Raw genomic sequence first — 24,311 nt, 5'->3', positions numbered from 1 at the left:
CGCCGGGGGGGGGGGAGCCATAAACGGCCACCAGCGGACGGTTCAGCGCCGCAGCCACGTGCATCAGCCCGGAATCGTTGGACACCACCGCATCGCTGCACGACAACAGGTCGATGGCCTCGGCCAGCGAGGTCTCGCCGCTGAGGTTGCTCGCCTCTTCGCGCAGGCCCGGGATCAAGCGCCCACGAATGGCTTCGCCGACCGCGTGGTCGTTCTTCGAACCAAACAGCCAGACTTGCCAGCCTTGGCGGATCTTGCTCTCGGCGACCTTGGCGTAATGCTCCGACGGCCAGCGCTTGGCTTCACCGAATTCGGCGCCAGGGCACAACGCCAGAACCGGGCGGTCCAGGCTCAGGCCGAACTTGGCCAGGGCCGCGTCGCGGCTCTGTGCCTGGATCTGCAGGCGCGGGCGCGGGTACGGCTGCGGCAGTTCGGCGCCGGCCGGATAGGCCAGGGCCATGAAGCGCTCGATCATCAGCGGGTACTTGGCCTTGTCGAGCTTGCGCACGTCGTTGAGCAGGCCGAAACGCAACTCGCCGCGCCAGCCGGTACGCTTGGGGATGCCGGCAAAGAACGGCACCAACGCCGACTTCAGCGAGTTGGGCAACAGGATCGCCTGGTCGTACTGGCCGGCCAGGGACTTGCCGATACGCCGGCGCGTAGCCAGCTCGAGCGCGCCGTGGCCGAGCGGGAAGCTCAAGGCCTGGCGGACTTCGGGCATGCGCTCAAGGATCGGCCGGCTCCACTCGGGGGCCAGCACATCGATCACACATTCCGGGTGACGCTGCTTCAGGCACTGGAACAACGTCTGCGCCATTACCATGTCGCCCACCCAGCTGGGGCCAATGATCAAAATTCTCATGCTTTATCCAGAAACGATCAGGGAGGCTGCAAACTGTTCGCGAACAGCCTGGCCTCCCCTCTTTATATTCAGGCTATATGTCGACCAGTGTACGCCACTCGGGCTGTACTGTGGTCGTGGCAGGCGTCCTGGTGCCTGAACCGCCTGGCCGATATATCAACTCAAGCCTAGCTGCGACCAGATCCGCCGCACCTCCTGGCGCTCCTGAACGAACTGTTCGGCGTCGATCACCCCGGCCTGCTTCTGCAGGGCCTGGCGGTGCGCGGCGGAACGGAACGCCTTGTACACCTCGCGCAGCAGCACGGCATCGCTGGCGGGCATCAGCCCGGCCTGCTCGAGCTCTTCGAGGATGCGGATATTGTCGGTCCAGCGCAGCAGTGCCGGATGGTCGTGAGACCATGCCAAAGCGGCGTATTGCACCATAAATTCGATATCGACGATACCACCGGCATCCTGCTTAATATCGAAGGGCACACCGGCATCGAAGGCATTGGCCGCCGTCCCGGCGGCGCTGAGCTTGGTGCCGAGGTTGTCGCGCATCTTGGAGCGCATCTCGCTGACTTCGGCCTGCAGCTTGGGCAGGTCGCGGGCCTGGCCGAGAATGCGTGCACGCACGGCCTCGAACGCCGCGCCCACCTGCGGGCAACCGACCAGCACCCGGGCGCGAACCAGGGCCTGATGCTCCCAGGTCCAGGCTTCGTTCTGCTGGTAGCGCTCAAAGGCGCCCAGCGAGCTGACCAGCAAACCTGAGGCGCCCGAGGGGCGCAGGCGCATATCTACGTCGTAGAGCTGGCCGGAGTTGGTCTGGGTGGTCAGCAGGTGAATGATGCGCTGGCCCAGGCGGGTGAAGAACTGCGCGCAGTCGATCGGCTTGGCACCGTCGGTATCAGCCTGCGGGTCACCGTCGTGGATGAACACCAGGTCCAGGTCCGAGCCGTGGCCCAGCTCGATGCCGCCAACCTTGCCATAGCCGACAATAATGAAGCCCGGGTCGCACAGGCTGCCGTCGCTGCGCTTGGGCTGGCCGTGACGGCTCACGGTCTGGCGCCAGGCCAGGGCCAGCACCTGGTTGAGGATGGCTTCGGCCAGCCAGGTCAGGTAGTCGCTGACTTTCATCAACGGCAGGTTGCCGGCGATTTCCGAAGCGGCCACGCGCAGGCTGTGGGCCAGCTTGAAGTGGCGCAGGGCTTCCATTTGCTGTTCAAGGTCGTCTTCGGGGATGCGCGTCAGCCGCTCGCGCAACTCGGCGGCCAGTTCCGGGGCCTGCGGCGGGCTGAACAGACGCCCTTCGTTGAGCAGCTCGTCGAGCAGCAGCGGGAAACGGGTGATCTGTTCGGCGATCCACGGGCTGGCGGCGCACAGGGTCAATAGACGGCGCAACGCCCCGGGGTTTTCGGTGAGCAGCACCAGGTAGGCCGAACGTCGGGCTACGGCTTCGACCAGCGGCAACACCCGTTCCAGCACCAGGTCTGGGTCGGCGTGCTCCACCGCCTGGGCCAGCAAACGTGGAATAAAGGCATCCAGACGCTCACGACCCAGGCGCTGCATGGCCCGCAACTGCGGGCTGACACGCAGGCCGGCCAGCTGCTTGAGGGCCTTTTGCGGGTCGGCGAAACCGGCGTCCTGCAACTGACGGCAGGCGGCCTCTTCATTCTGGGCTTCTTCCCACAGCGGCAGCCACTCGCCGCCGACGATCACTTCGCCTTCTTCATTCTCGTCTTCGTCCGGGTCGGCAATCACCTGGCGGAAGTGCCAGTCGATACGCCCACGCCAGTGCATCAGTTGGGCATGGAAGCTCGGCCAGTCGGCAAAGCCGAGCATGAAGGCGATGCGCGCACGGTCCAGTTCATCGTCCGGGAGCATCTGGGTCTGGCGGTCGGCAATGGCCTGGATCGCGTGCTCGGTGTAACGCAAAAACTCATAGCCTTCACGCAGCTCGGCAATCACCGCCGGCGGCAGGTAGCCCTGGCCTTCGAGGGTCGACAGCACCTTGAGCAATGGCCGCTGCTGCAAGCTCAGGTCGCGCCCGCCGTGGATCAACTGGAAGGCCTGGGCAATAAACTCGACTTCGCGGATGCCGCCGGCACCCAGCTTGATGTTCTCGGCCATGCCCTTGCGCCGCACTTCCTGTTGGATCAGCTGCTTCATGGTGCGCAGCGCTTCGATCGCCGAGAAGTCCAGGTAACGCCGGTAAACGAAGGGCCGCAGCAGATCCAGCAACTGCGCGCCGGCGACCTGGTCACCGGCAACTACCCGCGCCTTGATCATTGCGTAGCGTTCCCAGTCGCGGCCCTGGTCCTGGTAATACTGCTCCAGGGCATTGAAGCTGAGCACCAGGGCGCCGGCCGAGCCGTAAGGGCGCAGGCGCATATCGACACGGAACACGAAGCCGTCGACGGTGATCGGGTCCAGGGCCTTGATCAGGCGCTGGCCCAGGCGGGTGAAAAACTCCTGGTTGTCCAGCGAGCGCTTGACCCCTTCCGTTTCACCGCCTTCAGGGAAGGCGAAGATCAGATCGATGTCCGACGACAGGTTCAGCTCCACCGCGCCGAGCTTGCCCATGCCCAGCACCACCATGTGCTGCGGCTGGCCGCTGCGATGACCGATCGGCGTGCCGAACTGCTGGCAGTGGCGCGGGTACAACCAGTTGTAGGCCTGATCGATAGAAGCGTCGGCAAGATCGGACAGATCGCGGCAGGTCTGCACCAGGTCAGCCTGGCGGGTCAGGTCACGCCAGATGATCCGCACCTGCTGGCGGCTGCGCTGGCGGCGCAGGTTGCGCGCCAGTTCGTCTTCGCTCTCGGCAGCCTGGGCAGCAGCAGCGATCTGGGTGCACAGCTCGCCCGGGGCAAAGGCCCGGTCGAGTTCGCCACTGGCGGCCAGATCAGCCAGCATCGCCGGGTCGCGCACTACCTGTTCAAGGACGAAATCACTGGCCGCGGCTACCCGGGCGAACTGCGCCCAGCGGTCGGCGCTCCAGTCTTCGACAGTCAGTTCAGGTTGCAGGGCAACAGCCGCACGAAACGATTGCGCGTTGCGGCTGACCAACGCGGTGAAAGTGGCCGGCAGTTCGGCCAGCAAAGGCAGGCTCATGGTCTATCCTTGATCGGCGAGATTGGATTGGCAGCGAGCGGACTGGGGAACCCTGACCACGGTTGGACTGTCGTACAAAAGTTAGAAATAGCTGAAAAAACTGATTTTATGGCAGAAACCATCGCAGCAAACCTTTTCTTAACTTGTTTTTAACCACCGGTATCGATTTTTCCCACAACCCGAACAGCGGCCACGAGCCATTTTTCTGTAGTTTTACTACTGCCCGATCACCTCAAAAGCATGAAATGGTGATTCATTTGTAGTAAAACTACACAACGCCGGTACACTCTCCGGTAATCCAAGAATTTTATGTCGTCTGCCCAAAAGGCCAGTCGCAAACTCAGGCAACCGATTCTGGAAGCCTTTCCGCCCTGGAGCAAGCCATGCAAGACCTCGATCCCGTCGAAACCCAGGAATGGCTGGACGCCCTGGAGTCGGTTCTCGACAAAGAAGGCGAAGACCGCGCTCACTACCTGATGACCCGTATGGGCGAGCTGGCCACCCGTAGTGGCTCTCAGCTGCCATATGCCATCACCACGCCATACCGCAACACCATTCCCGTCACCCACGAAGCACGCATGCCTGGCGACCTGTTCATGGAACGCCGCATTCGCTCGTTGGTGCGTTGGAACGCGCTGGCCATGGTAATGCGCACCAACCTGAAAGACTCGGACCTGGGCGGCCACATTTCGAGCTTCGCCTCCAGTGCCACCCTGTACGACATCGGCTTCAACTACTTCTTCCAGGCTCCGACCGACGAGCACGGCGGCGACCTGATCTACTTCCAGGGCCACGCCTCGCCTGGCGTCTACGCCCGTGCGTTCATGGAAGGCCGGATCAGCGAAGACCAAATGAACAACTTCCGTCAGGAAGTCGATGGCAAGGGCCTGTCGTCCTACCCACACCCATGGCTGATGCCTGACTTCTGGCAGTTCCCGACCGTTTCCATGGGTCTGGGCCCGATACAGGCGATCTACCAGGCGCGTTTCATGAAGTACATGGAAAGCCGTGGCTACATTCCTGCCGGCAAGCAGAAGATCTGGTGCTTCATGGGCGACGGCGAGTGCGACGAGCCGGAATCCCTGGGCGCGATCTCCCTGGCTGGCCGCGAGAAGCTGGACAACCTGATCTTCGTCATCAACTGCAACCTGCAGCGCCTCGACGGCCCGGTTCGCGGCAACGGCAAGATCATCCAGGAACTTGAAGGCGTATTCCGTGGCGGTGGCTGGAACGTCAACAAAGTGGTCTGGGGCCGTTTCTGGGACCCATTGCTGGCCAAGGACGTCGACGGCATCCTGCAACGCCGCATGGACGAAGTCATCGACGGCGAGTACCAGAACTACAAGGCCAAGGACGGTGCATTCGTCCGTGAGCACTTCTTCAACACTCCAGAGCTCAAGGCCATGGTCGAAGACCTGTCCGACGACGAGATCTGGAAGCTCAACCGTGGCGGTCACGACCCGTACAAGGTCTACGCGGCCTACCACCAGGCGGTCAACCACAAAGACCAGCCGACCGTCATCCTGGCCAAGACCATCAAGGGTTATGGCACCGGTGCTGGCGAAGCCAAGAACACCGCGCACAATACCAAGAAGGTCGACGTCGACAGCCTGCGTCACTTCCGCGACCGCTTCGACATCCCGGTCAAGGACGAAGAGCTGGAAAACCTGCCGTTCTTCAAGCCTGAAGAAGGCAGCGCCGAGGCCCGTTACCTGGCCGAACGCCGCAGCGCCCTGGGTGGCTTCGTGCCACAGCGCCGCGCGAAGAGCTTCAGCATCCCGACGCCACCACTGGAAACCCTGAAGGCGATCCTCGACGGCTCGGGCGACCGTGAAATCTCCACCACCATGGCCTTCGTGCGGATCCTCGCGCAACTGGTCAAGGACAAGGAAATCGGCCAGCGCATCGTCCCGATCATCCCGGACGAAGCCCGTACCTTCGGTATGGAAGGCATGTTCCGCCAGTTGGGCATCTACTCGTCCGTCGGCCAGCTCTACGAGCCAGTCGATAAAGACCAGGTGATGTTCTACCGCGAAGACAAGAAGGGCCAGATCCTCGAAGAAGGCATCAACGAAGCGGGCGCCATGTCCTCCTTCATCGCTGCCGGTACTTCGTACTCGAACCACAACCAGCCGATGCTGCCGTTCTACATCTTCTACTCGATGTTCGGCTTCCAGCGGATCGGCGACCTGGCCTGGGCCGCTGGCGACAGCCGCACCCGTGGCTTCCTGATCGGCGGTACCGCCGGCCGTACCACCCTCAACGGTGAAGGTCTGCAGCACGAAGACGGTCACAGCCACATGCTGGCCGCGACCATCCCGAACTGCCGCACCTATGATCCGACCTACGGCTACGAGCTGGCGGTGATCATCCAGGACGGCATGAAGAAGATGACCGAAGAGCAACAGGACGTCTTCTACTACATCACCGTGATGAACGAGTCCTACCAGCAGCCAGCCATCCCGGCCGGTGTCGAGGAAGGCATCATCAAGGGTATGTACCTGCTCGAGGAAGACACCCGCGAAGCTGCGCACCACGTTCAGTTGCTGGGCTCCGGCACCATCCTGCGTGAAGTGCGCGAAGCGGCGAAGATCCTGCGTGAAGAGTTCAACGTTGGCGCCGACGTCTGGAGCGTTACCAGCTTCAACGAACTGCGTCGCGACGGCCTGGCCGTAGAGCGCAGCAACCGCCTCAAGCCTGGTCAGAAACCTCAGGTTACCTACGTCGAAGAGTGCCTGGCTGGCCGCAAGGGCCCGGTCATCGCCTCCACCGACTACATGAAGCTGTTCGCCGAACAGATTCGCCAGTGGGTACCGAGCAAAGAGTTCAAAGTCCTGGGTACCGATGGCTTCGGTCGCAGCGACAGCCGCAAGAAGCTGCGTCACTTCTTCGAAGTCGACCGTCACTTCGTGGTGCTGGCTGCCCTGGAAGCCTTGGCTGACCGTGGCGATATCGAACCTAAGGTCGTGGCTGAAGCCATCACCAAGTTCGGCATCGACCCGGACAAACGCAACCCACTGGACTGCTGAGGAGTATTTTTAAGTGAGCGAACTCATTCGCGTACCTGACATCGGCAGCGGTGAAGGTGAAGTCATCGAGCTGTTCGTCAAAGTTGGCGACCGTATCGAAGCCGACCAGAGCATCCTGACCCTGGAATCGGACAAGGCGAGCATGGAAATCCCTGCTCCCAAGGCCGGTGTGGTCAAGAGCCTGAAGGTCAAGCTGGGCGACCGCCTGAAAGAAGGCGACGAACTGCTGGAACTGGAAGTCGAGGGCGCCGCTGCTGCGGCCCCAGCGGCTGCCGCCCCTGCCGCAGCGCCTGCTGCTGCGCAACAACCTGCTGTTGCCGAGGCCCCTGCGGCCCCGGCCGCTGCACCGGCGGCGGCCACCGTTCAGGACATTCATGTTCCGGACATCGGCTCCTCGGGCAAGGCCAAGATCATCGAGCTGCTGGTCAAGGTTGGCGATACGGTCGAAGCCGACCAGTCGCTGATCACCCTGGAATCGGACAAAGCCTCGATGGAAATCCCGTCGCCGGCTGCCGGCGTGGTGGAAAGCATCGGCGTCAAGCTCGAAGACGAAGTCGGCACTGGCGACTTCATCCTCAAGCTCAAAGTCCAGGGCGCCGCCGCGCCAGCACCAGCGCCTGCCGCTGCTGCTCCGGCTGCCAAGGCTGAAGCCGCCCCTGCTGCTGCACCTGCTCCGGCTGCCAAAGCCGAGGCCGCACCAGCGCCTGCCGCTGCCCCTGCACCAAGCGGTGCCAAGGTTCACGCCGGCCCTGCCGTGCGTCAGCTGGCCCGTGAGTTCGGCGTCGAGCTGAGCGCAGTTGCCGCCAGCGGCCCGCACGGTCGTGTGCTCAAGGAAGACGTGCAGGTTTACGTCAAGGCCATGATGCAGAAGGCCAAGGAAGCTCCAGCCGCCGGTGCCACCGGTGGTGCTGGCATCCCGCCGATCCCGGAAGTCGATTTCAGCCGCTTCGGCGAAATCGAAGAAGTGCCGATGACCCGCCTGATGCAGATGGGTGCTACCAACCTGCATCGCAGCTGGCTGAACGTTCCTCACGTTACCCAGTTCGACAGCGCCGACATCACTGAGCTGGAAGCCTTCCGCGTTGCGCAGAAAGCCGTTGCAGAAAAGGCCGGCGTCAAGCTGACCGTACTGCCGCTGCTGCTTAAGGCCTGTGCTCACCTGCTCAAGGAACTGCCGGACTTCAACAGCTCGCTGGCGCCTAGCGGCAAAGCGATCATCCGCAAGAAGTACGTCAACGTCGGTTTTGCCGTCGACACTCCGGATGGTCTGCTGGTACCGGTAATCAAGAACGTCGACCAGAAGAGCTTGCTGCAACTGGCTGGCGAAGCGGCGGCCCTGGCTGAAAAAGCCCGGACCAAGAAGCTGTCGGCTGACGACATGCAAGGTGCCTGCTTCACCATCTCCAGCCTCGGCCACATTGGCGGCACCGGCTTCACGCCGATCGTCAACGCGCCGGAAGTGGCGATCCTGGGTGTTTCCAAGGCCACCATCCAGCCTGTCTGGGACGGGAAAGCCTTCCAGCCGAAGCTGATGCTGCCGCTGTCGCTGTCCTACGATCACCGCGTGATCAACGGCGCCGCTGCTGCGCGCTTCACCAAGCGCCTGGGCGACCTGCTGACCGACATCCGCACCATGCTGTTGTAATTGCTGTTTCCTGTCTCCCCTGCCGGGGAGACAGGCTCCCTTTTCGAGCTGCCACGCTCGTACCTCAACCCCGTCATTTTGGCGGGGCTTTTTTTATCTGCTGGAATGGTCCCCCTGTGGGAGCGGCGATGCGGCGGTCCGACTTGTCCCGCGATACTTAAGATTCCTACATCCATGCCGACACAGTTAGCACGGAGGTCTCTGTATCGCTTGTCAGCCTCAAGCGCATGATGCAACCTTGCCGACACGCGTAGTAGCAGATTGCTCCGTTTGCGCGAACAGCCTTCTTGAAGCGAGCTCTCGATGAAAAGCCAACCTGATGCCGCCAGCCGTATGGTGGCCGAGGTCGTGACGCAGTTGCCCGTGCCCTCGCGGCTCGGGATGCTGCGTTTCGAGCGGCTGAACGAGGCCAGCTGGGCGCTGCTTTACCTTGATCCTGGTTGTGAACGGCAGTTTGGCCTTGCTGCAGTGGAACTCTGCGCACTGGTCGGCTCGCCCTACGCCAGCCTGATGGAGCCCGAAGCCCGCTACAAACTGCACGACGCCATCCAGTTGCAACTGGCTCAGCGCCCGCATTACCTGGTGCGCTATACCCTGCACACCGCCCAGGGCCCGCTGCAGTTGCTGGAGTTGGGCGAAGCCTACAAGCAGCACAACCGGCAGTTGCTGCGCGGCTACCTGATGGTCCTCGACAGCCAGCCTGGCGACGCTCCCGACCTGTCGGCCGTCGATCTCGAGACCCGCAACAGCCGCCTGCAAATCGCCCTGCAGCTTAACCAGCGGGCCCAGCAGGAACAGCTCGAGCACCTGGAGCGGGTGCGCGCCCAGCAGGACCTGATCCTGCATTTGGCCCGCCACCGCTATAGCGCCAGCAACTCGCTGCTCGAAGCCGCCGAGCTGATCACCCGCAGCGCCTGCGAGATCTACAAGATCGACTGCGCGAGCATCTGGTACCTGGAAGACCAGCAACTGCAGCCGATTTCGGCGTTCTACCGCGACGCTCAGGAATACCGCCTGCCCGAGCCGATCGACGCCAGCCGTTTTCCCGACTACCTCGAAGCCCTGCACACCAGCCGCGCCATCGACGCCCACAACGCCACCCACGACCCGCGCACCCGGGACATGGCCGAGAGCCTGCGCCCATGCGACATCAATGCCATGCTCGATGCCAGTATCCGTATTGATGGCCAGGTGGTCGGGGTGTTGTGCCTGGAACAGACCGGCTCGGCGCGTGCCTGGCAAACCGATGAAATCGCCTTTGCCGGCGAGCTGGCCGATCAGTTCGCCCAGGTCATCAACAACCACAACCGACGCACCGCAACCAACGCCCTGCACCTGTTCCAACGTGCCGTCGAGCAAAGCGCCAACGCCTTCTTGCTGGTCAACCGCGACGGCGTGGTCGAGTACGTCAACCCGAGCTTTACCGCCATCACCCAGTACAGCACCGATGAAGTCCACGGCCATCGCCTGTCGGAACTGCCGGCGCTGGAAAACCTGAGCGAGCTGCTGTTCGACGCGCCGTCCAGCCTGGCCATGGGCAATAGCTGGCAGGGCGAGTTCAAGAGCCGACGCAAGAATCTCGAACCCTACTGGGGCCAGCTATCGATTTCCAAGGTGTTCGGCGACAACCGCGAACTGACCCATTACATCGGCATCTACGAAGACATCACCCAGAGCAAGCTGGCCCAGCAGCGCATCGAGCGCCTGGCCTATACCGACAACCTGACCAGCCTGGGCAATCGCCCGGCGTTCATCCGCAACCTCGACGAGCGCTTCGCCCGCGACAGCGACAGCCCGATCAGCCTGCTGCTGGTGGACATCGACAACTTCAAGCGGATCAACGACAGCCTCGGCCACCAGACCGGCGACAAGCTGCTGATCAGCCTGGCCCGACGCCTGCGCAACAGCCTGAGCCCCGGCGGCAGCCTGGCGCGCTTTGCCAGCAACGAATTTGCCGTACTGCTCGAAGACACCGACCTGGAAGGCGGCCAGCAGGTTGCCCAGCAACTGCTGCGCACCCTCGACAAGCCGATGTTCGTCGACAACCAGCTGATCAACGTCACCGGCTCCGTGGGCCTGGCCTGCGCGCCGCTGCATGGCCGCGACCCGCAGACCCTGATGAAAAACGCAGGGCTTGCCCTGCACAAGGCCAAGGCCAACGGCAAGCACCAGGTCCAGGTGTTTACCGAAGCGCTCAACGCCGAGGCCAGCTACAAGCTGTTCGTCGAGAACAACCTGCGCCGCGCCCTGACCCAGAACGAACTGGACGTGTTCTACCAGCCCAAGCTGTGCCTGCGCAGCGGCCGCCTGCTGGGCCTGGAAGCGCTGCTGCGCTGGAACCACCCGGAAAAGGGCATGATCCGCCCCGACCAGTTCATCAGCGTCGCCGAAGAAACCGGGCTGATCATCCCCATCGGCAAGTGGATCGCCCGCCAGGCCTGCCGCATGAGCCAGAAGCTGCGCACAGAAGGATTGGGCAACCTGCAAGTGGCGATCAACCTCTCGCCCAAGCAGTTTTCCGACCCCGACCTGGTCGCCTCGATCGCCAACATCCTCCAGGAAGAAGCCCTGCCCCCGCACCTGCTGGAGCTGGAGCTGACCGAAGGCCTGCTGCTGGAAGCCACCGAAGACACCCACCGCCAGCTCGACCAGCTCAAACAACTGGGCCTGACCCTGGCCATGGACGACTTCGGCACCGGTTATTCGTCGCTGAGCTACCTGAAGAAATTCCCGATCGACATCATCAAGATCGATCGCAGCTTCATTCATGAAATCCCTGACAACCAGGACGACATGGAGATCACCTCGGCGGTGGTGGCCATGGCCCACAACCTCAAGCTCAAAGTGGTTGCCGAAGGCATCGAGACCGCCGAGCAACTGGCGTTCCTGCGCCGTCACCGCTGCGATGTCGGCCAGGGCTACCTGTTCGACCGGCCGATCCCGGGCAGCGAGCTGATCGCCAAGCTCAAACGCTATCCGCGTGGCCCTATCGCCTGACAGCGGCGTTTCTCTCGGGCAATATAGGTTCATTCGGGTCCCATCGCGGGTCAAACCCGCTCCCACAGTGGGAGCGGGTTTGACCCGCGATGGGGCCAGCCTTGCCTACCCCAATCAGCAGAGGAACGATCATGGTCCTGCGCTCGGAGATTCTGGTGAATAAAAACGTCCTACCCACTGCCGAACAGGCACTGCCTGGCCGTGAAACGCCGATGGTCCTGCCCGAAAAGCACTTTGTCTTCAAAGACACCCCGTTGCTGGGCCCGTTCTTCGAGAACGTCGACTTCGCGATCTTTGGCCTGGGTTGTTTCTGGGGTGCCGAGCGGCGCTTCTGGCAGCGCGAAGGCGTGGTCAGCACCGTGGTCGGCTATGCCGGCGGCTTCACCCCCAACCCGACCTACGAAGAAGTCTGCTCGGGCCTGACCGGCCACACCGAAGTGGTGCTGGTGGTGTTCGACAAGGACAAGGTCAGCTACAAAGAGCTGCTGGCGATGTTCTGGGAACTGCACAACCCGACCCAGGGCATGCGCCAGGGCAACGACGTCGGCACCCAGTACCGCTCGGTGATCTACTGCACCAGTCCCCAGCAACTGGACGAGGCACTGGCCAGCAAGCAGGCCTACCAGGCCGAACTGAGCAAGGCCGGCTTCGGCGAAATCACCACCGAGATCGACCAGGCGCCGACCGTGTACTTCGCCGAAGCCTACCACCAGCAGTACCTGGCCAAGAACCCAGAAGGCTACTGCGGCATCGGTGGTACCGGTGTCTGCCTGCCACCGAGCCTGCAAGGCAACTGAGGGATCGACATGTCCGCACCGAGCATGACGCTGTTCCATTCGCCGGCCTCGCCGTTCGTGCGCAAGGTCATGGTGGTACTGCACGAAACCGGGCAAACCAACCGGGTGGCGCTGCAGACTGTCAACCTCACCCCGGTCAACCTGGTGGCCGAACTCAACCAGGGCAACCCGGCGGGCAAGATTCCGGCCCTGCGCCTGGCCGACGGCAGCGTGCTGCACGACAGCCGGGTGATCTGCGAGTACCTCGACCTGCAGCATGTGGGCAACCCGCTGATCCCCCGTGAAGGCTGGCCGCGTTGGCATCGCCTGACCCTGGCATCGCAGGCCGATGCGATCATGGATGCCGCGGTGCTGACCCGCTACGAGACCTTCCTGCGGCCCAAGGACAAACAATGGGACGCCTGGATCGAAGCGCAACAGGACAAGATCCGTCGTGGCCTGAGCAACCTTGAGCAGGAACACTTCGCCGAACTGGCCTCGGTGTTCGACATCGCCGCCATCGGCGTGGCCTGCGCCCTGGGTTACCTCGACCTGCGCTTCCCGGACTTCGGCTGGCGTGAGCAACAGCCCAAGCTGGCGGCGTGGTATGCGCAGGTCAGTCAGCGTGAGTCGATGCAGGCAACCGATCCTTCGGCTACCTGACATTGCCAGGGGCCATCGCCGGCAAGGCCGGCTCCCACAGTGCATCGGTGTACCGCTGACTGTGTGGGAGCTGGCTTTGCCAGCGATGCAGGCGCCGCGCATTACCAGACACCACAGCAATCTCATCCCCGGCAAGGCCGGCGCCGACAATCACTTCTGCTGTCCACAGGCCGGCAATGTGGGTCGCCAGCACTGCACCCAATACCCTCTCCTCGCGCAAGCCACTCACGACAGCTTCACCTGGCCAACCCCATACCAGTCCAGGCGACGGGTCAGGACCATGAACACCCCCAACAGCGCGAACAGCAGCAGCGAGCCCATCAGCAAGGCGTAATCCTCGGCCGTCAGCAGGCCGTAGAGCATGCCGTAGAGCATGGCCAGGCCCAGGGCAAAGCCCATGCCGCGCAACACGCTGTGCAGCACGTGGCACAGGTAGAAGCCGATCAGCAACACACAGCCGCCCGCCGACAAGGCATAGGCCATGGCAAAGCCCAGGTGCTCGGACAACGACAGCAACAGCAGGTAGAAGAACGCCAGGGCCACGCCCACCAGGCCGTACTGGATCGGGTGCACACTCAGGCCCTTGAGCACTTCGAAGAGGAAGAAGCCGGCAAAGGTCAGGGCGATGAACAGCAATGCATATTTGATTGCCCGTTCGCTCTTGAGGTACTGGTCCACCGGGTCGATGAAGCTGACACCGAAGGCACGCTCGTTGAAAGCACCGCACTTTTCGTTGACCACGCACTGGGTCAGGGCGTCTTCGAGGTTGGTGGAGAAGAACGAGGTCTGCCAGCGCGCCGAGAAACCACCGGCATCGATCTTGCGGCTGACGGGCAGGTAGTTGCCGTCAAAGCTCGGATGCGGCCAGTTGGCGGCCATGGCCACGCTGGTCGTACGCCCCACCGGCAACACCTGCAGCTGTTCGGTGCCTTGCAGGCTGAGGTCGAAGGCGTAGTTGAGCACGCTCGCGACCTTGCCATCGACACCCGGCAACAGGGCGTGCACGCCACCGCTCATCCAGCCAAGCTTGGTCCCGGCGGCAAAGTCCAGGCGCTGATCGTTGAGCTGCAGCTGCAGGCCTTTTTCGATGCCGCGGATGTCGCTGATACCGACGACCAGGAACGCAGGTTCGAAGCGGTAATCATCAAAATCCTCGGTAATGCCCCAGTTGGCCGGGATCTCGAAATGGCCGTTGATGTGACTGTTGGCGTGAAACAGACGCGCCTCGTAGATACCGCGCGAACGCAACTCGGTGTCGATGCTGGCGTTGAGGTCGAAGGTTTCCGGCAGGAAATACAAGTGACCGTTGACCTGGCTGATTTCCTGGAAGCTCTTGCCGTCTTCGGTCTTCCAGCGCCGTTCGATCTTGCGGTACGGCACCACCAGCATCGGCCCGGTGATTTGCTGGGCAAAGCTGGAGCTTTGGGCAATGTCGCGGACCACGCGATCGCGCTGGTACTGACGGTCCTGGATCAGGCCGCCGATCATGAACAACGGGATCAGCAGCAGGACGATCAGAAAGCCGATCACGGCTAGTTTGTAACTCAGTTTGCGGTTCATGAACGGGACTCCGGTTTCGATGGGCAGAGTCTGCGCAAACGAAATGGAGCCCTTGCGGACTTATATGGAGCCTGTGTGCAGACTGTGTGAAGTTTTCAGCCCAGGCGCCTGGCCGGCAGCCACAAACGCACGCGTACACCCTCCTCGACGTTGGCGACTTCCAGCGTGCCGCCATGCAGTTGCATCACCTCTTCGACGAAGTTAAGCCCCAGCCCGGTGCTCTTGCGCCCGCTGAACGGTCGCGGCAGCGAGTAGAAACGCTCGCTTAGCCGGCCCAGGGCATAGTCAGGAATCGCCTCGCCCTGGTTGAACAGGCTCAAGGCCACGCGCCCCTCGGCGTGCTCCAGATCGAACACCAGCAAACCGCCCGGCGGGGTGAAATCCAGGGCGTTGTCCAGCAGGTTGGCGATGGCCTGGCGCATCAGGAAGGGATCACATAACAACCGCACGGCGACGGGTACACGCTGACGCACCTGCAGTTCGCCGCTTTCGATCCGCGCGCCCTGGGCCAGCAGCAGCTCGTCGACCAGCGCCGCCAGCGGCACCTGCTGCTGTTCTTCCAGCTCCCGCATCTGCTCGACCTGGGCCAGGTTGAGCAATCGCTCGATCAACTGCTGCATGCGCGCACTTTCGCTCTCGATATTGCCGGCAAAGCGCTGACGCTGCTCATCGCTCATGGGCCCCTGAAGCAGCTCGGAAGCGCCGCGGATCGCCGCCAGCGGGCTTTTCAGCTCGTGAGTCAGGGTGTGCACATAACGTTCGACGTAGTCCTTGCCTTCAAGCTGGGTGCGCATGCGCTCCACCGCTGCCGCCAGTTGCCACAGCTCACCGCCCCGGTAATGGGGCAACGCCGTGCGCTCTCCTTCGCTCACCGCCTGAGCGTAACGGGTCAGCCGGCGCAACGAGCGCGCCAACCACCACGACAGCGCCGCGCCCACCAGCAGGCCAAGGCCGATCAGGCCCAGGCCGAGGTACAGCAGGCGCCGTTCGGAGCGATCGATATAGGGTTGCAGCGACTTGTTCGGCTTGGCCACGGTGACCACGCCAATGATCTTGCCTTCATCAAGGATCGGCGCCGCCACGTGCATCACCGACGACTCCGGGTCGTCCGGGTTGCTGCGGGTCGAGCGTGCGCCGTACTGGCCGCGCAAGGTCAGGTAGACGTCGTTCCAGCGCGAATAATCCTCGCCCACCGCCACGCCGGCGGAGTCGAGCAGCACCTTGCCCTGGGCATCGGTGACGTAAATGCGGTGGTTGACCTGGTTCTTCGACAAGCCCCAGATATCAGCCTTGGGCTGACGCTGGCCGTAGGCGCGCAGCAGCACCGGCAAGCGGCTCTGGCCGAGGGTGCCAGCCTTGACATCGTCGTGGAGGATTTCCGCCAGCAGGTTGGCGGTGTCGACCAGGGTTTCTTCGGTGGACTGGCGCACACCGGGGCGAATCTGCTCGCGCACGGTGCTGAGAATGAAATAGCCGGTCAGCCCGACGAACAGGAAATACACCAGAAAAATCCGGATCCCCAGGCGCATCAGCTGTGACTCGGGCTGTAGCTGTAGCCGAGGCCACGGTGAGTCTGGATCGGCTCGGCGTCGGCAGCCACGCCGCGCAGCTTGGCGCGCAGGCTCTTGATATGGCTGTCAATGCTGCGCTCATAGCCGGCATCGGCAGCAACGCCGACGGCATCAAGCAGTTGCTCGCGGCTGAAAACGCGTTCAGGTTGTTCGAGCAGGCTTTGCAGCAGGCGAAATTCGTGGCGGGTCAGGCTCAGGGCTTGGCCGCGGTAGTGGATCTGCATGCGCAGGGTATCGACCTGGAACAGCTCCGGGGCACTGACAGGCGGCTCGGCGCGTGGCGCCATGCGTTTGAGGATCGCCCGCACCCGGGCCGCCACTTCACGAGGGCTGAAGGGCTTGACCACATAATCATCGGCACCGATTTCCAGGCCTACCACCCGATCGATCTCGCCGTCGCGGGCGCTGAGGAACATCACCGGCACCTCGCTGAAGCGCCGCAGTTGCCGGCAGGTTTCGAAGCCGCTGATATCCGGCAGGCCGATGTCGAGGATGATCAGATCGGCCGGGCGCTGGCGTTGCTGCTCCAGCGCGGCACTGCCGAGGGTCACCCACTCGGTGCTGTGGCCGTCGCCTTGCAGGGCAAAAACCAGCGTATCGGCGATGGCCGCTTCGTCTTCGACAATCAATATGTGGGGCATCTGGAGCTGCAAGCCTCAAGCTACAAGCTTCAAGAAGAAGCGGATCGCGTGAAGTTACACTGAACCGCTTTTTCTTGCAGCTTGTAGCTTAAAGCTTGCAGCTGGAGTTGCTTAGCAGTCCGGTTTGTCAGCCGTAAACCGTCGCGCCGGGTTCACCGCCGCCTTGAACTCGCGCAACGCCTTGGCGCCGATCAGCAACGGATAGTTGAAGCTGCTGCGGTCGGTCAGGTTGACCTCGACGGTACGCTTGACGTCCCCCAGGCACAGCTCCAGGTCAACCACCGGCCGCTTGCTGATTTCAGCGCCCTCGCCGTCTTCCTCTTCATCGGCGCGATTCTTGATCTTGCTGATACGCGCCAGCTTGTGTTCATAGACCTTGCCGTCGGCATCCTTGGTTGCGACACGAAAGCGCACCCAATCTTCACCATCACGGGTGAAGGTTTCGATGTCCTTGGCCGACAGCGAGGCCGTCAGCGCGCCGGTGTCCATCTTGGCCTTGAAGGTCTGGCCACCGACTTCCGGCAGTTTGATGTATTCGTAGCGGCCGTACAGGGTCGGCTCGGCGGCCATGACCGGCAGAGCCAACAGGGACAGCAGTGCAAGTACCGATTTCACAGGATCCGCTTCCTTGAGACAAGACAGTGTTTAGACTGCGAAGGCAGGATAGGTTCGCGCCAATAGCTTATTCAACACAATGTGAAACATTTGTCCGACAGGAGCAGACCAGAGCATTTGGCGTACGCCGACGGGGTGCTTATCATTGCCGACCGCTTACTTGAATATAAGAGTTTTCTTATGCGCCGCTTGCTGACGGGCATTCTTGTGACCTTGCTGTTGCTGCTCAACACCCTGGTCCTGATCGGCCCGCTGATGGTCTTCGCCCTGCTCAAACTGGTCCTGCCCGGCCGCTACCGCGACTATGCCTCATGGGCGGTGATGTGGATCGCCGAAACCTGGGCTGAGATCGACAAACTGATCTTCCGCCTGTGCATCCCGACGGTCTGGGACGTGCGCGGCGCTGCCGAGCTACGCCTCGACACCTCCTACCTGGCAGTCAGCAACCACCAGAGCTGGGTGGATATCCCGGCGCTGATCCAGGTGCTCAACCGGCGCATTCCGTTCTTCAAGTTCTTCCTGAAAAAGGAGCTGATCTGGGTCCCCCTGCTAGGCCTGGCCTGGTGGGCGCTGGACTACCCGTTCATGAAGCGCTACAGCAAGGCCTTCCTCGACCAACACCCCGAGCTCAAGGGCCAGGACCTGGAGATCACCAAGGCTGCCTGCGAGCTGTTCAAGCGCCAACCGGTGACCGTGGTCAACTACCTGGAAGGCACACGCTTCAGCGAAGCCAAGCGCGCCGCCCAGCACTCACCGTTCAAGCATCTGCTCAAGCCCAAGGCCGGCGGCGTGGCCTTCGTGCTGGCGGCGCTGGGCGAACAGCTCGACGCCCTGCTCGACGTCACCATCGTCTACCCCGGCGACAAGGCTCCGGGGTTCTGGGACCTGCTCAGTGGCAACCTGGCGAAAGTGATCATCGACATCCAGGTGCATGAGCTGGACCCTGCACTATGGAGCGGCGATTACGAGAACGACCCGGCCTTGCGCCAGGCCGTGCAGGACTGGGTCAACCAGCTCTGGCACGCCAAGGACGCCCGCATCGAGGCCCTGCGCGCCGAGCTGGGTTGATCAGTCGATGATCGCGTGGGGCAGAAAGCGGCTGCTGTCCTTGGTAATCAGCGAATTGTCTTCGCGAATGCCAATGCCCGCCGGCAGATCGCCGACCACCCAGCTGCCGATCACCGTGTAGCTGTCGCCAAAGCGCGGCAGCGCCTGGAACTGCTGGAGGATGCTCGGGCCGCCGCCATACGGGCCGTCCTCGATCACATGCTGGCCACTGCCGGTGTGGATCTGGATATTGGCGCCTTCGCGCGAGAAGAAGGGTTTGCGCACCCAGCCCTTGCCCAGACTGGCGCCCGGTGTTTGCTCAATGAACGCCGGCAGCAGGTTCGGGTGGCCCTGGTGGCGTTCCCAGAGCAGCGCCAGCATGCCCTTGTTGGAGAGGATCGCCTTCCACGGCGGCTCGACGAACAAGGTGCCGCTGTTGGCAATCGCCGGGCCGTACGGGTCGTGGAAGATATCTTCCCAGGGGTAGAGCTTGAACAGGCTGGGGATCGGCGCGCCAACGTCATCGACAAAGCGCCCGCCACGGCTCAGGCCGATGTCTTCCATGTCCACCAGACGCGCATCCAGCCCGGCGCCCAAGGCGATATCGCGCAGGTACTCGACGGTGCCGCGGTCTTCGATCGAATCTTTTACCGAGGCAAAGTAAAACGGTGTGGCAAAGCTATTGGCGCTCATCACCTGGGTGAGTTTTTCTTCCAGGCTGTTGAACTGGTCGGCATCGACCGGCAGCGCGCCGCGTTGCATCTGCTGCTCCAGCCACAGGTACTGGAAGAAGCTGGCCTCGTACAGTGACGTCGGCGTGTCGTAGTTGGCCTCCAGCAGCTTGGCCGGGCCCTTGCCGTCGTAGCACAGGTCCATGCGCCCATAGAAATGCGGATGGCCGTCGCGCCACGAGCGGCGGATCAGGTCGAAATACTGCGCGGGGATCGCCAGGCGTTCGAGCAGCTCTTCACTGTCGACCACCTCGGCCACCAGCGCCATGCACAGCTCGTGCAGCGCATGGGTCGGTTCCTCAAGGTGCTCTTCGATCTGCAGCAGGCTGAACTGGTAATAAGCCGATTCGTCCCAGTAGGGTTCGTCGCCAAAGGTGTGGAAGTTGAAGCCGAAGTGTTCGGCGGTGGCACGCCAGTCCGGGCGCGGGGCGATGGATACTCGCTTCATCGGCAGGCCTCAGGACGCAAAGCCGCCACGCCCCGAAGCGCGCGAGACAAAGCCGTTGTGGCTGCCAACCGCGAACGGCCGCGCCGAGCCGATCAGCCTGTTCGGCTGGGCCATGGGGATAACCGTTGGATGGGCGCCGCTCACGTGCGCCGGATCGCTGCTGGCCCCTGTGCCCCCGCCGCCACTCATTGCCGCATGCTGCGCGGCTTCGCTGAACGGCTGTGAGGCCGGGTGCGACGTGTCCAGGCCGGTGTAGTAGTTATGCCGGGCCACCTGCTCGGTCAGGGTGCTGACTTTGAACGCGTTGCGCCCGTCCCGCTCGTGATAGATCGCTTCGGACGAGTAACGCGGGTCGGTATCGGTGTACTCGTAGTAGCGACGCCCGCCGCCAGAGCCACCGCTCGAGGAGGAGCTGTTGGTCGATGAACTACTACTGCCTTCATCCTCATCGTCGGCATACACCTGGCGTTCGGTGGTCAGGGCAAAGCCTTCCATCGGCGGGATGTAGTTGTTGGCGTAGCGCCGGTAGTCGCACTTGAAATAGGCCGCTTCACAGCCCTCGGCCGTGACAAAGCGCGGCACGTTGGCAGCATGGTGGTTCTGCGCGGCGACCCAGGCTTGCTGGCACACCTGGCGCGGCACGCCATCCATGACGCAATAGTCGACGTCCTGGTAGCGCTTGGTTTCGCTGATGATTCTGGTTGGCCGGTCGCCACAGGCGGACAGCACCAGGGGCAGACTGCCCAAGGCGACCAGACGAATGGTTTTGCTGCGTTTCATTGTCGATCGTCCCTGATCAGGCGGCGGGGGTCATGCAGGCGGCGTTGAGCAAGCCAATGCCGATCGACACCGCAGCCAGGAGAATGGCCGAGGCTGTCTCCTGGCGGGCAACCCGTTCAGCCATGCCTTTGACGCAGCGGTTGACCACCACGAACGCCAGCAACTGCACCACCGCGGCGATCAGTGCCCAGAGCAGGAAGTCGAGCAGGGAAATCGAATGGGAAATGGCGCTGGCCACCGGAATCGCAAAGCCGATCAGGGCACCGGCCAGGGCGATAGCCGCGGCATTGTTGCCTTCGCGGATCAGGCGCAATTCATTGTAGGGAGTCAGGCGGGTGTAGATGATTGCGTAGAGGGCGAACAGCACGGCGGCGCCGAGCATGTAGACCACAAAACCGAGCACGGCGTCGGCAGGCAACGACATCTTCAGGGCGTCCATGAACATTGCGAATCACACTTCCTTGTAAAACGGGGCGGGACATATAGCACACCGCCCCGCCCGCGCAAATACCTGCCTTAAACGGAAGGTACGCTCGCACCGTTGCCCCACAGGCTGCCCAGGCTCTGCAGCAGCGAGCCGCCGACGCCTTGCTGGCCGAGGTACTGCAGGATCAGCGGGGCAAACTGGCCGATCATGCCGGTGTCCATGCCCAGTGCGCTGAAGGCGTTGTTCAGGTCATTGGTGTCTTTGACATTGCCCAGCGCATTGCTCAGGGCCGAGGACTTGTCGCTGTTGCCCAGCAGCGCGCCCAAGCCAGTCAGGCCGCCCAGGGCCTTCTCGCCGGAGAGCAGGTCGAGGCCGGGTACGGCTTTGCTCAACTGCTCGTAATCGCCGCTGCTGAGCTGATTCCTGGCCAGGCCCAACAGGGCGCCGGTGCCGCCGATGGCTTGTTCGGGGGTGATTTTGAGTTCGCTGCCGAGGGTATTGAGCAGGTTCGCCGACGCGACGGGTGCCTGCACGGCGGCGTCGCCCTTGTTGCCCGTGGCGGCGTTGTAGACGTTGGCCGCGTCATTGAGGCTGAAGCCTGCGAAAACCGGAGTGGCAGCCAGGGCCATCAGGGTGACCAGTGCGAAACGTTTCATCGAAATACCTCGTCAGCCGTTAAGGCAGGGAAAACGAGGGATTGGACCTTGTGGGCGGGGGATTGTTCCGTTGTACCAGGTGGCAGCGGGCTGGCCCCGCGATGCGATGTGACTGACAGACCTCTATCGCGGGGCAAGTCGGGTCGCCGCACGGCCGCTCCCACACCGTGGTTCTACATTTGGTTCAGCTCCCGGTTCTCCAGGGCATCCAGCAAGGCTTCTACCAAGCCCTTGGCCATCTCCACCGAGTGCAAGGTGGACCAGAGAAAGCCCTTGGCTGACTCATCAACCCCTTCAAAAGCCTTGTACCCCGTGTCATAGGCGCAGCGCAGGTACAACGCGATATGTACCAGCGCGTCATGCGGGGCAATACCGGCGTTTACAGAAAAGAGTTGGGGGTGACCGGCGGCACAGTCGCCGAAAGGTTTTTCGAGGGTTGAGCAGAGAGAGGCTGGGGGATCTGGGACAAGTTTTTTCATGATCGGTATCCAATGCGAGTCAGGCTGGCACCGTTCGTTTCCACACGAAAGGTGGCAGCTGTACGCGGGGTGGAAAACCGAGGCATTGGAAAACCCGGCAGACCCGAAGGTCTCCCGCGCACAGCCGCCATAACGACTGCAACCAATACCGTTCAGGTTTCCACACCCGATCGCTGAACCTACAGCGATCGGGAGAGCCTAGAAGGCCGAGTTTCCAAGGGCAATCAGAACGGCATCGACAGACTGCGTAGGTTATTTCCTAGGACCAAAATTAACCAGCCTGGAAACATCCAGAAGTAACACCGCCACCCACCTTTGTGGGAGCGGGCTTGCCCCGCGATGCGATGTGACTGACAGACCTCTATCGCGGGGCAAGCCCGCTCCCACAAAGGTCCTGGCAACATCAGGATTCAATCGGGTCCACTGTCGCCACCGTCCGGCATCTACCTTGAATATTCACCAACCAAGGAGCCAAGACATGGACAGTCCCGCTTCCCATCGCCTGCGCCGCGGTCGTTTCTCCGAACCCGGCCGTATGTACCTGCTGACCAGCATCACTCGCGACCGAGTGCTAATATTCGACAACTTCCACGCCGCCCGCTGCATTCCCAGGCAGTTTCACCTGGCACAACTCGAAGGCGCCGCTCGCACCTTGGCCTGGGTGGTGATGCCCGATCACGTGCACTGGCTGATCGAACTGCAGCAGGGCTCCTTGGCCTGCCTGATGCGCCGCTTCAAGTCACGCAGCCGCTGTGCGCTGTACAAGCTCGGCACACTGCAAGGCAGGCTGTGGCAGCCTGGGTACCATGATCATGGGTTACGTCGGGAAGAGAATGTATGCGCGGTGGCGCGCTATGTGGTGGCCAACCCGCTGCGGGCCGGGCTGGTGAAGAGGCTGGGAGATTATCCGCATTGGGATGCGGTTTGGCTGTGAAACCCTATCGCGGGGCAAGCCCGCTCCCACAGGCACAGTGGGAGCGGGCTTGCCCCGCGATGTTTTTAGGCGGCGCTGAACAGCTTGTGCGGATCGATGACGAATTTCTTCGGCACGCCGGCATCGAACTCGCCATAGCCTTCAGGCGCCTGATCGAGGCTGATCACCTGCACACCGACCACTTCGGCAATGTTGATGCGGTCCCACATGATCGCCTGCATCAGTTGGCGGTTGTACTTCATCACCGGCGTTTGACCGGTGTGGAAGCTGTGCGACTTGGCCCAGCCGAGACCAAAGCGGATGCTCAGGCTACCGATCTTCGCCGCGGCATCCACCGCGCCCGGGTCTTCGGTGACGTACAGGCCAGGAATACCGATCTTGCCCGCCACCCGCACCACGCCCATCAGCGAGTTGAGCACGGTGGCCGGGGCTTCGTGCTTGGCACCGGCATGGCCGTGACCACGGGCTTCGAAGCCCACGGCATCGACTGCGCAGTCGACTTCCGGCTCGCCCAGCAGGTTGGCGATCTGCTCGTGCAGCGGGGTGTCCTGGGACAGGTCGGCAATTTCGAAACCCTGGGCCTTGGCATGCGCCAGGCGTACCGGATTGACGTCACCGACGATCACCACCGCAGCGCCCAACAGGCGCGCCGAAGCAGCGGCAGCCAGGCCCACCGGGCCGGCACCGGCAATGTACACCGAGCTGCCCGGGCCAACGCCGGCAGTCACCGCACCGTGGTAGCCGGTGGGGAGGATGTCCGACAGGCAGGTCAGATCGCGGATTTTCTCCATGGCCTTGTCGCGGTTCGGCAGTTTCAGCAGGTTGAAGTCGGCGTACGGCACCAGCACGTACTCGGCCTGGCCACCGGTCCAGTCACCCATGTCGACATAGCCGTAGGCGCCACCGGCGCGGGCCGGGTTGACGGTGAGGCAGACGCCGGTGTGTTGCTCTTTGCACGAGCGGCAGCGGCCGCAGGCAACGTTGAAGGGCACCGACACCAGGTCACCGATTTGCAGGTGCTCGACGTCCCTGCCCTTCTCGATCACCTCGCCGGTAATTTCATGGCCCAGGACCAGACCGACCTGGGCGGTGGTACGGCCACGGACCATGTGCTGGTCGGAGCCACAGATGTTGGTGGAGACCACCCGCAGAATCACCCCGTGCTCGATCTTGCGACCGCGCGGGTCCTGCATTTTCGGGTAGTCAATCTTCTGCACCTCGACCTTGCCAGCGCCGAGATACACCACACCACGATTACCAGACATGCTTTTACCTCGCTAAAGTTTGTTGTTATGTAGCGGTGCAAAGTGCGCTGCCCGGGGGCGGCGCTGTGTTACTGGAATCTTTGTTCCGACTC

General features: G+C 62.6%; 20 protein-coding genes. 7 read left to right on the top strand and 13 right to left on the bottom strand.

Annotated elements, in window-relative coordinates; translation table 11 throughout:
- Together waaF and glnE are read right to left on the bottom strand one after the other, a co-directional pair.
- On the bottom strand, positions 1-862 hold an 862-nt coding region (gene waaF / locus UW3_RS26570), incomplete at its 3' end, for a lipopolysaccharide heptosyltransferase II (RefSeq protein WP_036995334.1).
- A 156-nt stretch (positions 863-1,018) separates the two neighbouring features.
- Positions 1,019-3,955, bottom strand: a complete 2,937-nt coding sequence (glnE, locus tag UW3_RS0105945; RefSeq protein ID WP_010221379.1) for a bifunctional [glutamate--ammonia ligase]-adenylyl-L-tyrosine phosphorylase/[glutamate--ammonia-ligase] adenylyltransferase — start codon at positions 3,953-3,955, stop codon at positions 1,019-1,021.
- Positions 3,956-4,338: 383 nt separating this feature from the next.
- Between glnE and aceE the strand changes: the two genes are divergently transcribed.
- From aceE to UW3_RS0105920, 5 genes are all read left to right on the top strand, one after another.
- Positions 4,339-6,984, top strand: a complete 2,646-nt coding sequence (gene aceE / locus UW3_RS0105940) for a pyruvate dehydrogenase (acetyl-transferring), homodimeric type (protein WP_010221378.1) — start codon at positions 4,339-4,341, stop codon at positions 6,982-6,984.
- Between the two features lie 13 nt (positions 6,985-6,997).
- On the top strand, positions 6,998-8,629 hold the full coding sequence (gene aceF, locus UW3_RS0105935; RefSeq protein WP_010221377.1) for a dihydrolipoyllysine-residue acetyltransferase: 1,632 nt from the start codon (positions 6,998-7,000) through the stop codon (positions 8,627-8,629).
- Between the two features lie 303 nt (positions 8,630-8,932).
- Positions 8,933-11,626, top strand: a complete 2,694-nt coding sequence (locus UW3_RS0105930; protein ID WP_010221376.1) for a putative bifunctional diguanylate cyclase/phosphodiesterase — start codon at positions 8,933-8,935, stop codon at positions 11,624-11,626.
- Positions 11,627-11,757: 131 nt separating this feature from the next.
- Positions 11,758-12,423, top strand: a complete 666-nt coding sequence (msrA, locus tag UW3_RS0105925; RefSeq protein ID WP_010221375.1) for a peptide-methionine (S)-S-oxide reductase MsrA — start codon at positions 11,758-11,760, stop codon at positions 12,421-12,423.
- A 9-nt stretch (positions 12,424-12,432) separates the two neighbouring features.
- Positions 12,433-13,065 (top strand): glutathione S-transferase, encoded by a 633-nt coding sequence (locus tag UW3_RS0105920; protein ID WP_010221374.1) that lies wholly within the window; start codon positions 12,433-12,435, stop codon positions 13,063-13,065.
- Here the strand turns inward: UW3_RS0105920 and UW3_RS0105915 are convergent.
- The 5 genes from UW3_RS0105915 to rloA2 form a co-directional block, all read right to left on the bottom strand.
- Positions 13,058-13,294 (bottom strand): hypothetical protein, encoded by a 237-nt coding sequence (locus UW3_RS0105915; RefSeq protein WP_148276784.1) that lies wholly within the window; start codon positions 13,292-13,294, stop codon positions 13,058-13,060. The two genes, UW3_RS0105920 and UW3_RS0105915, sit on opposite strands and share 8 nt — an antisense overlap.
- Positions 13,291-14,625 (bottom strand): cell envelope integrity protein CreD, encoded by a 1,335-nt coding sequence (creD, locus tag UW3_RS0105910; RefSeq protein WP_010221372.1) that lies wholly within the window; start codon positions 14,623-14,625, stop codon positions 13,291-13,293. The genes UW3_RS0105915 and creD overlap by 4 nt, the downstream gene beginning before the upstream one ends.
- 95 nt (positions 14,626-14,720) lie before the next feature.
- Positions 14,721-16,154 carry a two-component system sensor histidine kinase CreC gene (gene creC / locus UW3_RS0105905; protein WP_010221371.1) on the bottom strand — a complete coding sequence of 478 codons (1,434 nt, stop codon included), beginning with the start codon at positions 16,152-16,154 and terminating at the stop codon, positions 14,721-14,723.
- Positions 16,154-16,837: a two-component system response regulator CreB gene (creB, locus tag UW3_RS0105900; protein ID WP_010221370.1), complete on the bottom strand. Its 684-nt coding sequence runs from the start codon at positions 16,835-16,837 to the stop codon at positions 16,154-16,156. Before creB ends, creC begins: the two co-directional genes overlap by 1 nt.
- 111 nt (positions 16,838-16,948) lie before the next feature.
- A complete protein-coding gene (gene rloA2 / locus UW3_RS0105895) occupies positions 16,949-17,452 on the bottom strand; it encodes a retropepsin-like aspartic peptidase RloA2 (protein ID WP_010221369.1) in 504 nt (167 codons plus the stop codon).
- Positions 17,453-17,632: 180 nt separating this feature from the next.
- Here rloA2 and UW3_RS0105890 point away from each other — a divergent pair, with 180 nt between their 5' ends.
- Entirely contained in the window at positions 17,633-18,520 is an 888-nt protein-coding gene (locus tag UW3_RS0105890) for an acyltransferase (protein WP_010221368.1), read from the top strand.
- On the opposite strand, the gene UW3_RS0105885 is transcribed toward UW3_RS0105890, so the two are convergent.
- The 5 genes from UW3_RS0105885 to UW3_RS0105865 all read right to left on the bottom strand — a co-directional run bounded on the left by UW3_RS0105885 (position 18,521) and on the right by UW3_RS0105865 (position 22,020).
- A complete protein-coding gene (locus tag UW3_RS0105885; RefSeq protein WP_010221367.1) occupies positions 18,521-19,678 on the bottom strand; it encodes a glutathionylspermidine synthase family protein in 1,158 nt (385 codons plus the stop codon).
- Between the two features lie 9 nt (positions 19,679-19,687).
- On the bottom strand, positions 19,688-20,458 hold the full coding sequence (locus UW3_RS0105880; protein WP_010221366.1) for a DUF1190 domain-containing protein: 771 nt from the start codon (positions 20,456-20,458) through the stop codon (positions 19,688-19,690).
- A gap of 16 nt (positions 20,459-20,474) precedes the next feature.
- Complete coding sequence (locus UW3_RS0105875) at positions 20,475-20,903, bottom strand: DUF350 domain-containing protein (protein WP_010221365.1); 429 nt, start codon at positions 20,901-20,903, stop codon at positions 20,475-20,477.
- Between the two features lie 71 nt (positions 20,904-20,974).
- A complete protein-coding gene (locus tag UW3_RS0105870; RefSeq protein WP_010221364.1) occupies positions 20,975-21,541 on the bottom strand; it encodes a DUF2780 domain-containing protein in 567 nt (188 codons plus the stop codon).
- 173 nt (positions 21,542-21,714) lie between these two features.
- Positions 21,715-22,020, bottom strand: a complete 306-nt coding sequence (locus tag UW3_RS0105865; protein WP_010221363.1) for a DUF3077 domain-containing protein — start codon at positions 22,018-22,020, stop codon at positions 21,715-21,717.
- Between the two features lie 478 nt (positions 22,021-22,498).
- Here UW3_RS0105865 and UW3_RS0105860 point away from each other — a divergent pair, with 478 nt between their 5' ends.
- Positions 22,499-22,954: an REP-associated tyrosine transposase gene (locus tag UW3_RS0105860; protein WP_010221362.1), complete on the top strand. Its 456-nt coding sequence runs from the start codon at positions 22,499-22,501 to the stop codon at positions 22,952-22,954.
- Between the two features lie 65 nt (positions 22,955-23,019).
- On the opposite strand, the gene fdhA is transcribed toward UW3_RS0105860, so the two are convergent.
- Positions 23,020-24,219, bottom strand: a complete 1,200-nt coding sequence (fdhA, locus tag UW3_RS0105855) for a formaldehyde dehydrogenase, glutathione-independent (RefSeq protein WP_010221361.1) — start codon at positions 24,217-24,219, stop codon at positions 23,020-23,022.
- Positions 24,220-24,311 lie beyond the last annotated feature (92 nt).

It is taken from the genome of Pseudomonas donghuensis (assembly GCF_000259195.1).
GTDB classification, from domain to species: Bacteria; Pseudomonadota; Gammaproteobacteria; order Pseudomonadales; family Pseudomonadaceae; genus Aquipseudomonas; species Aquipseudomonas donghuensis.
The sequence above is the reverse complement of the archived record's forward strand: the minus strand, read 5'-3'. Positions and strand labels throughout refer to the sequence as shown.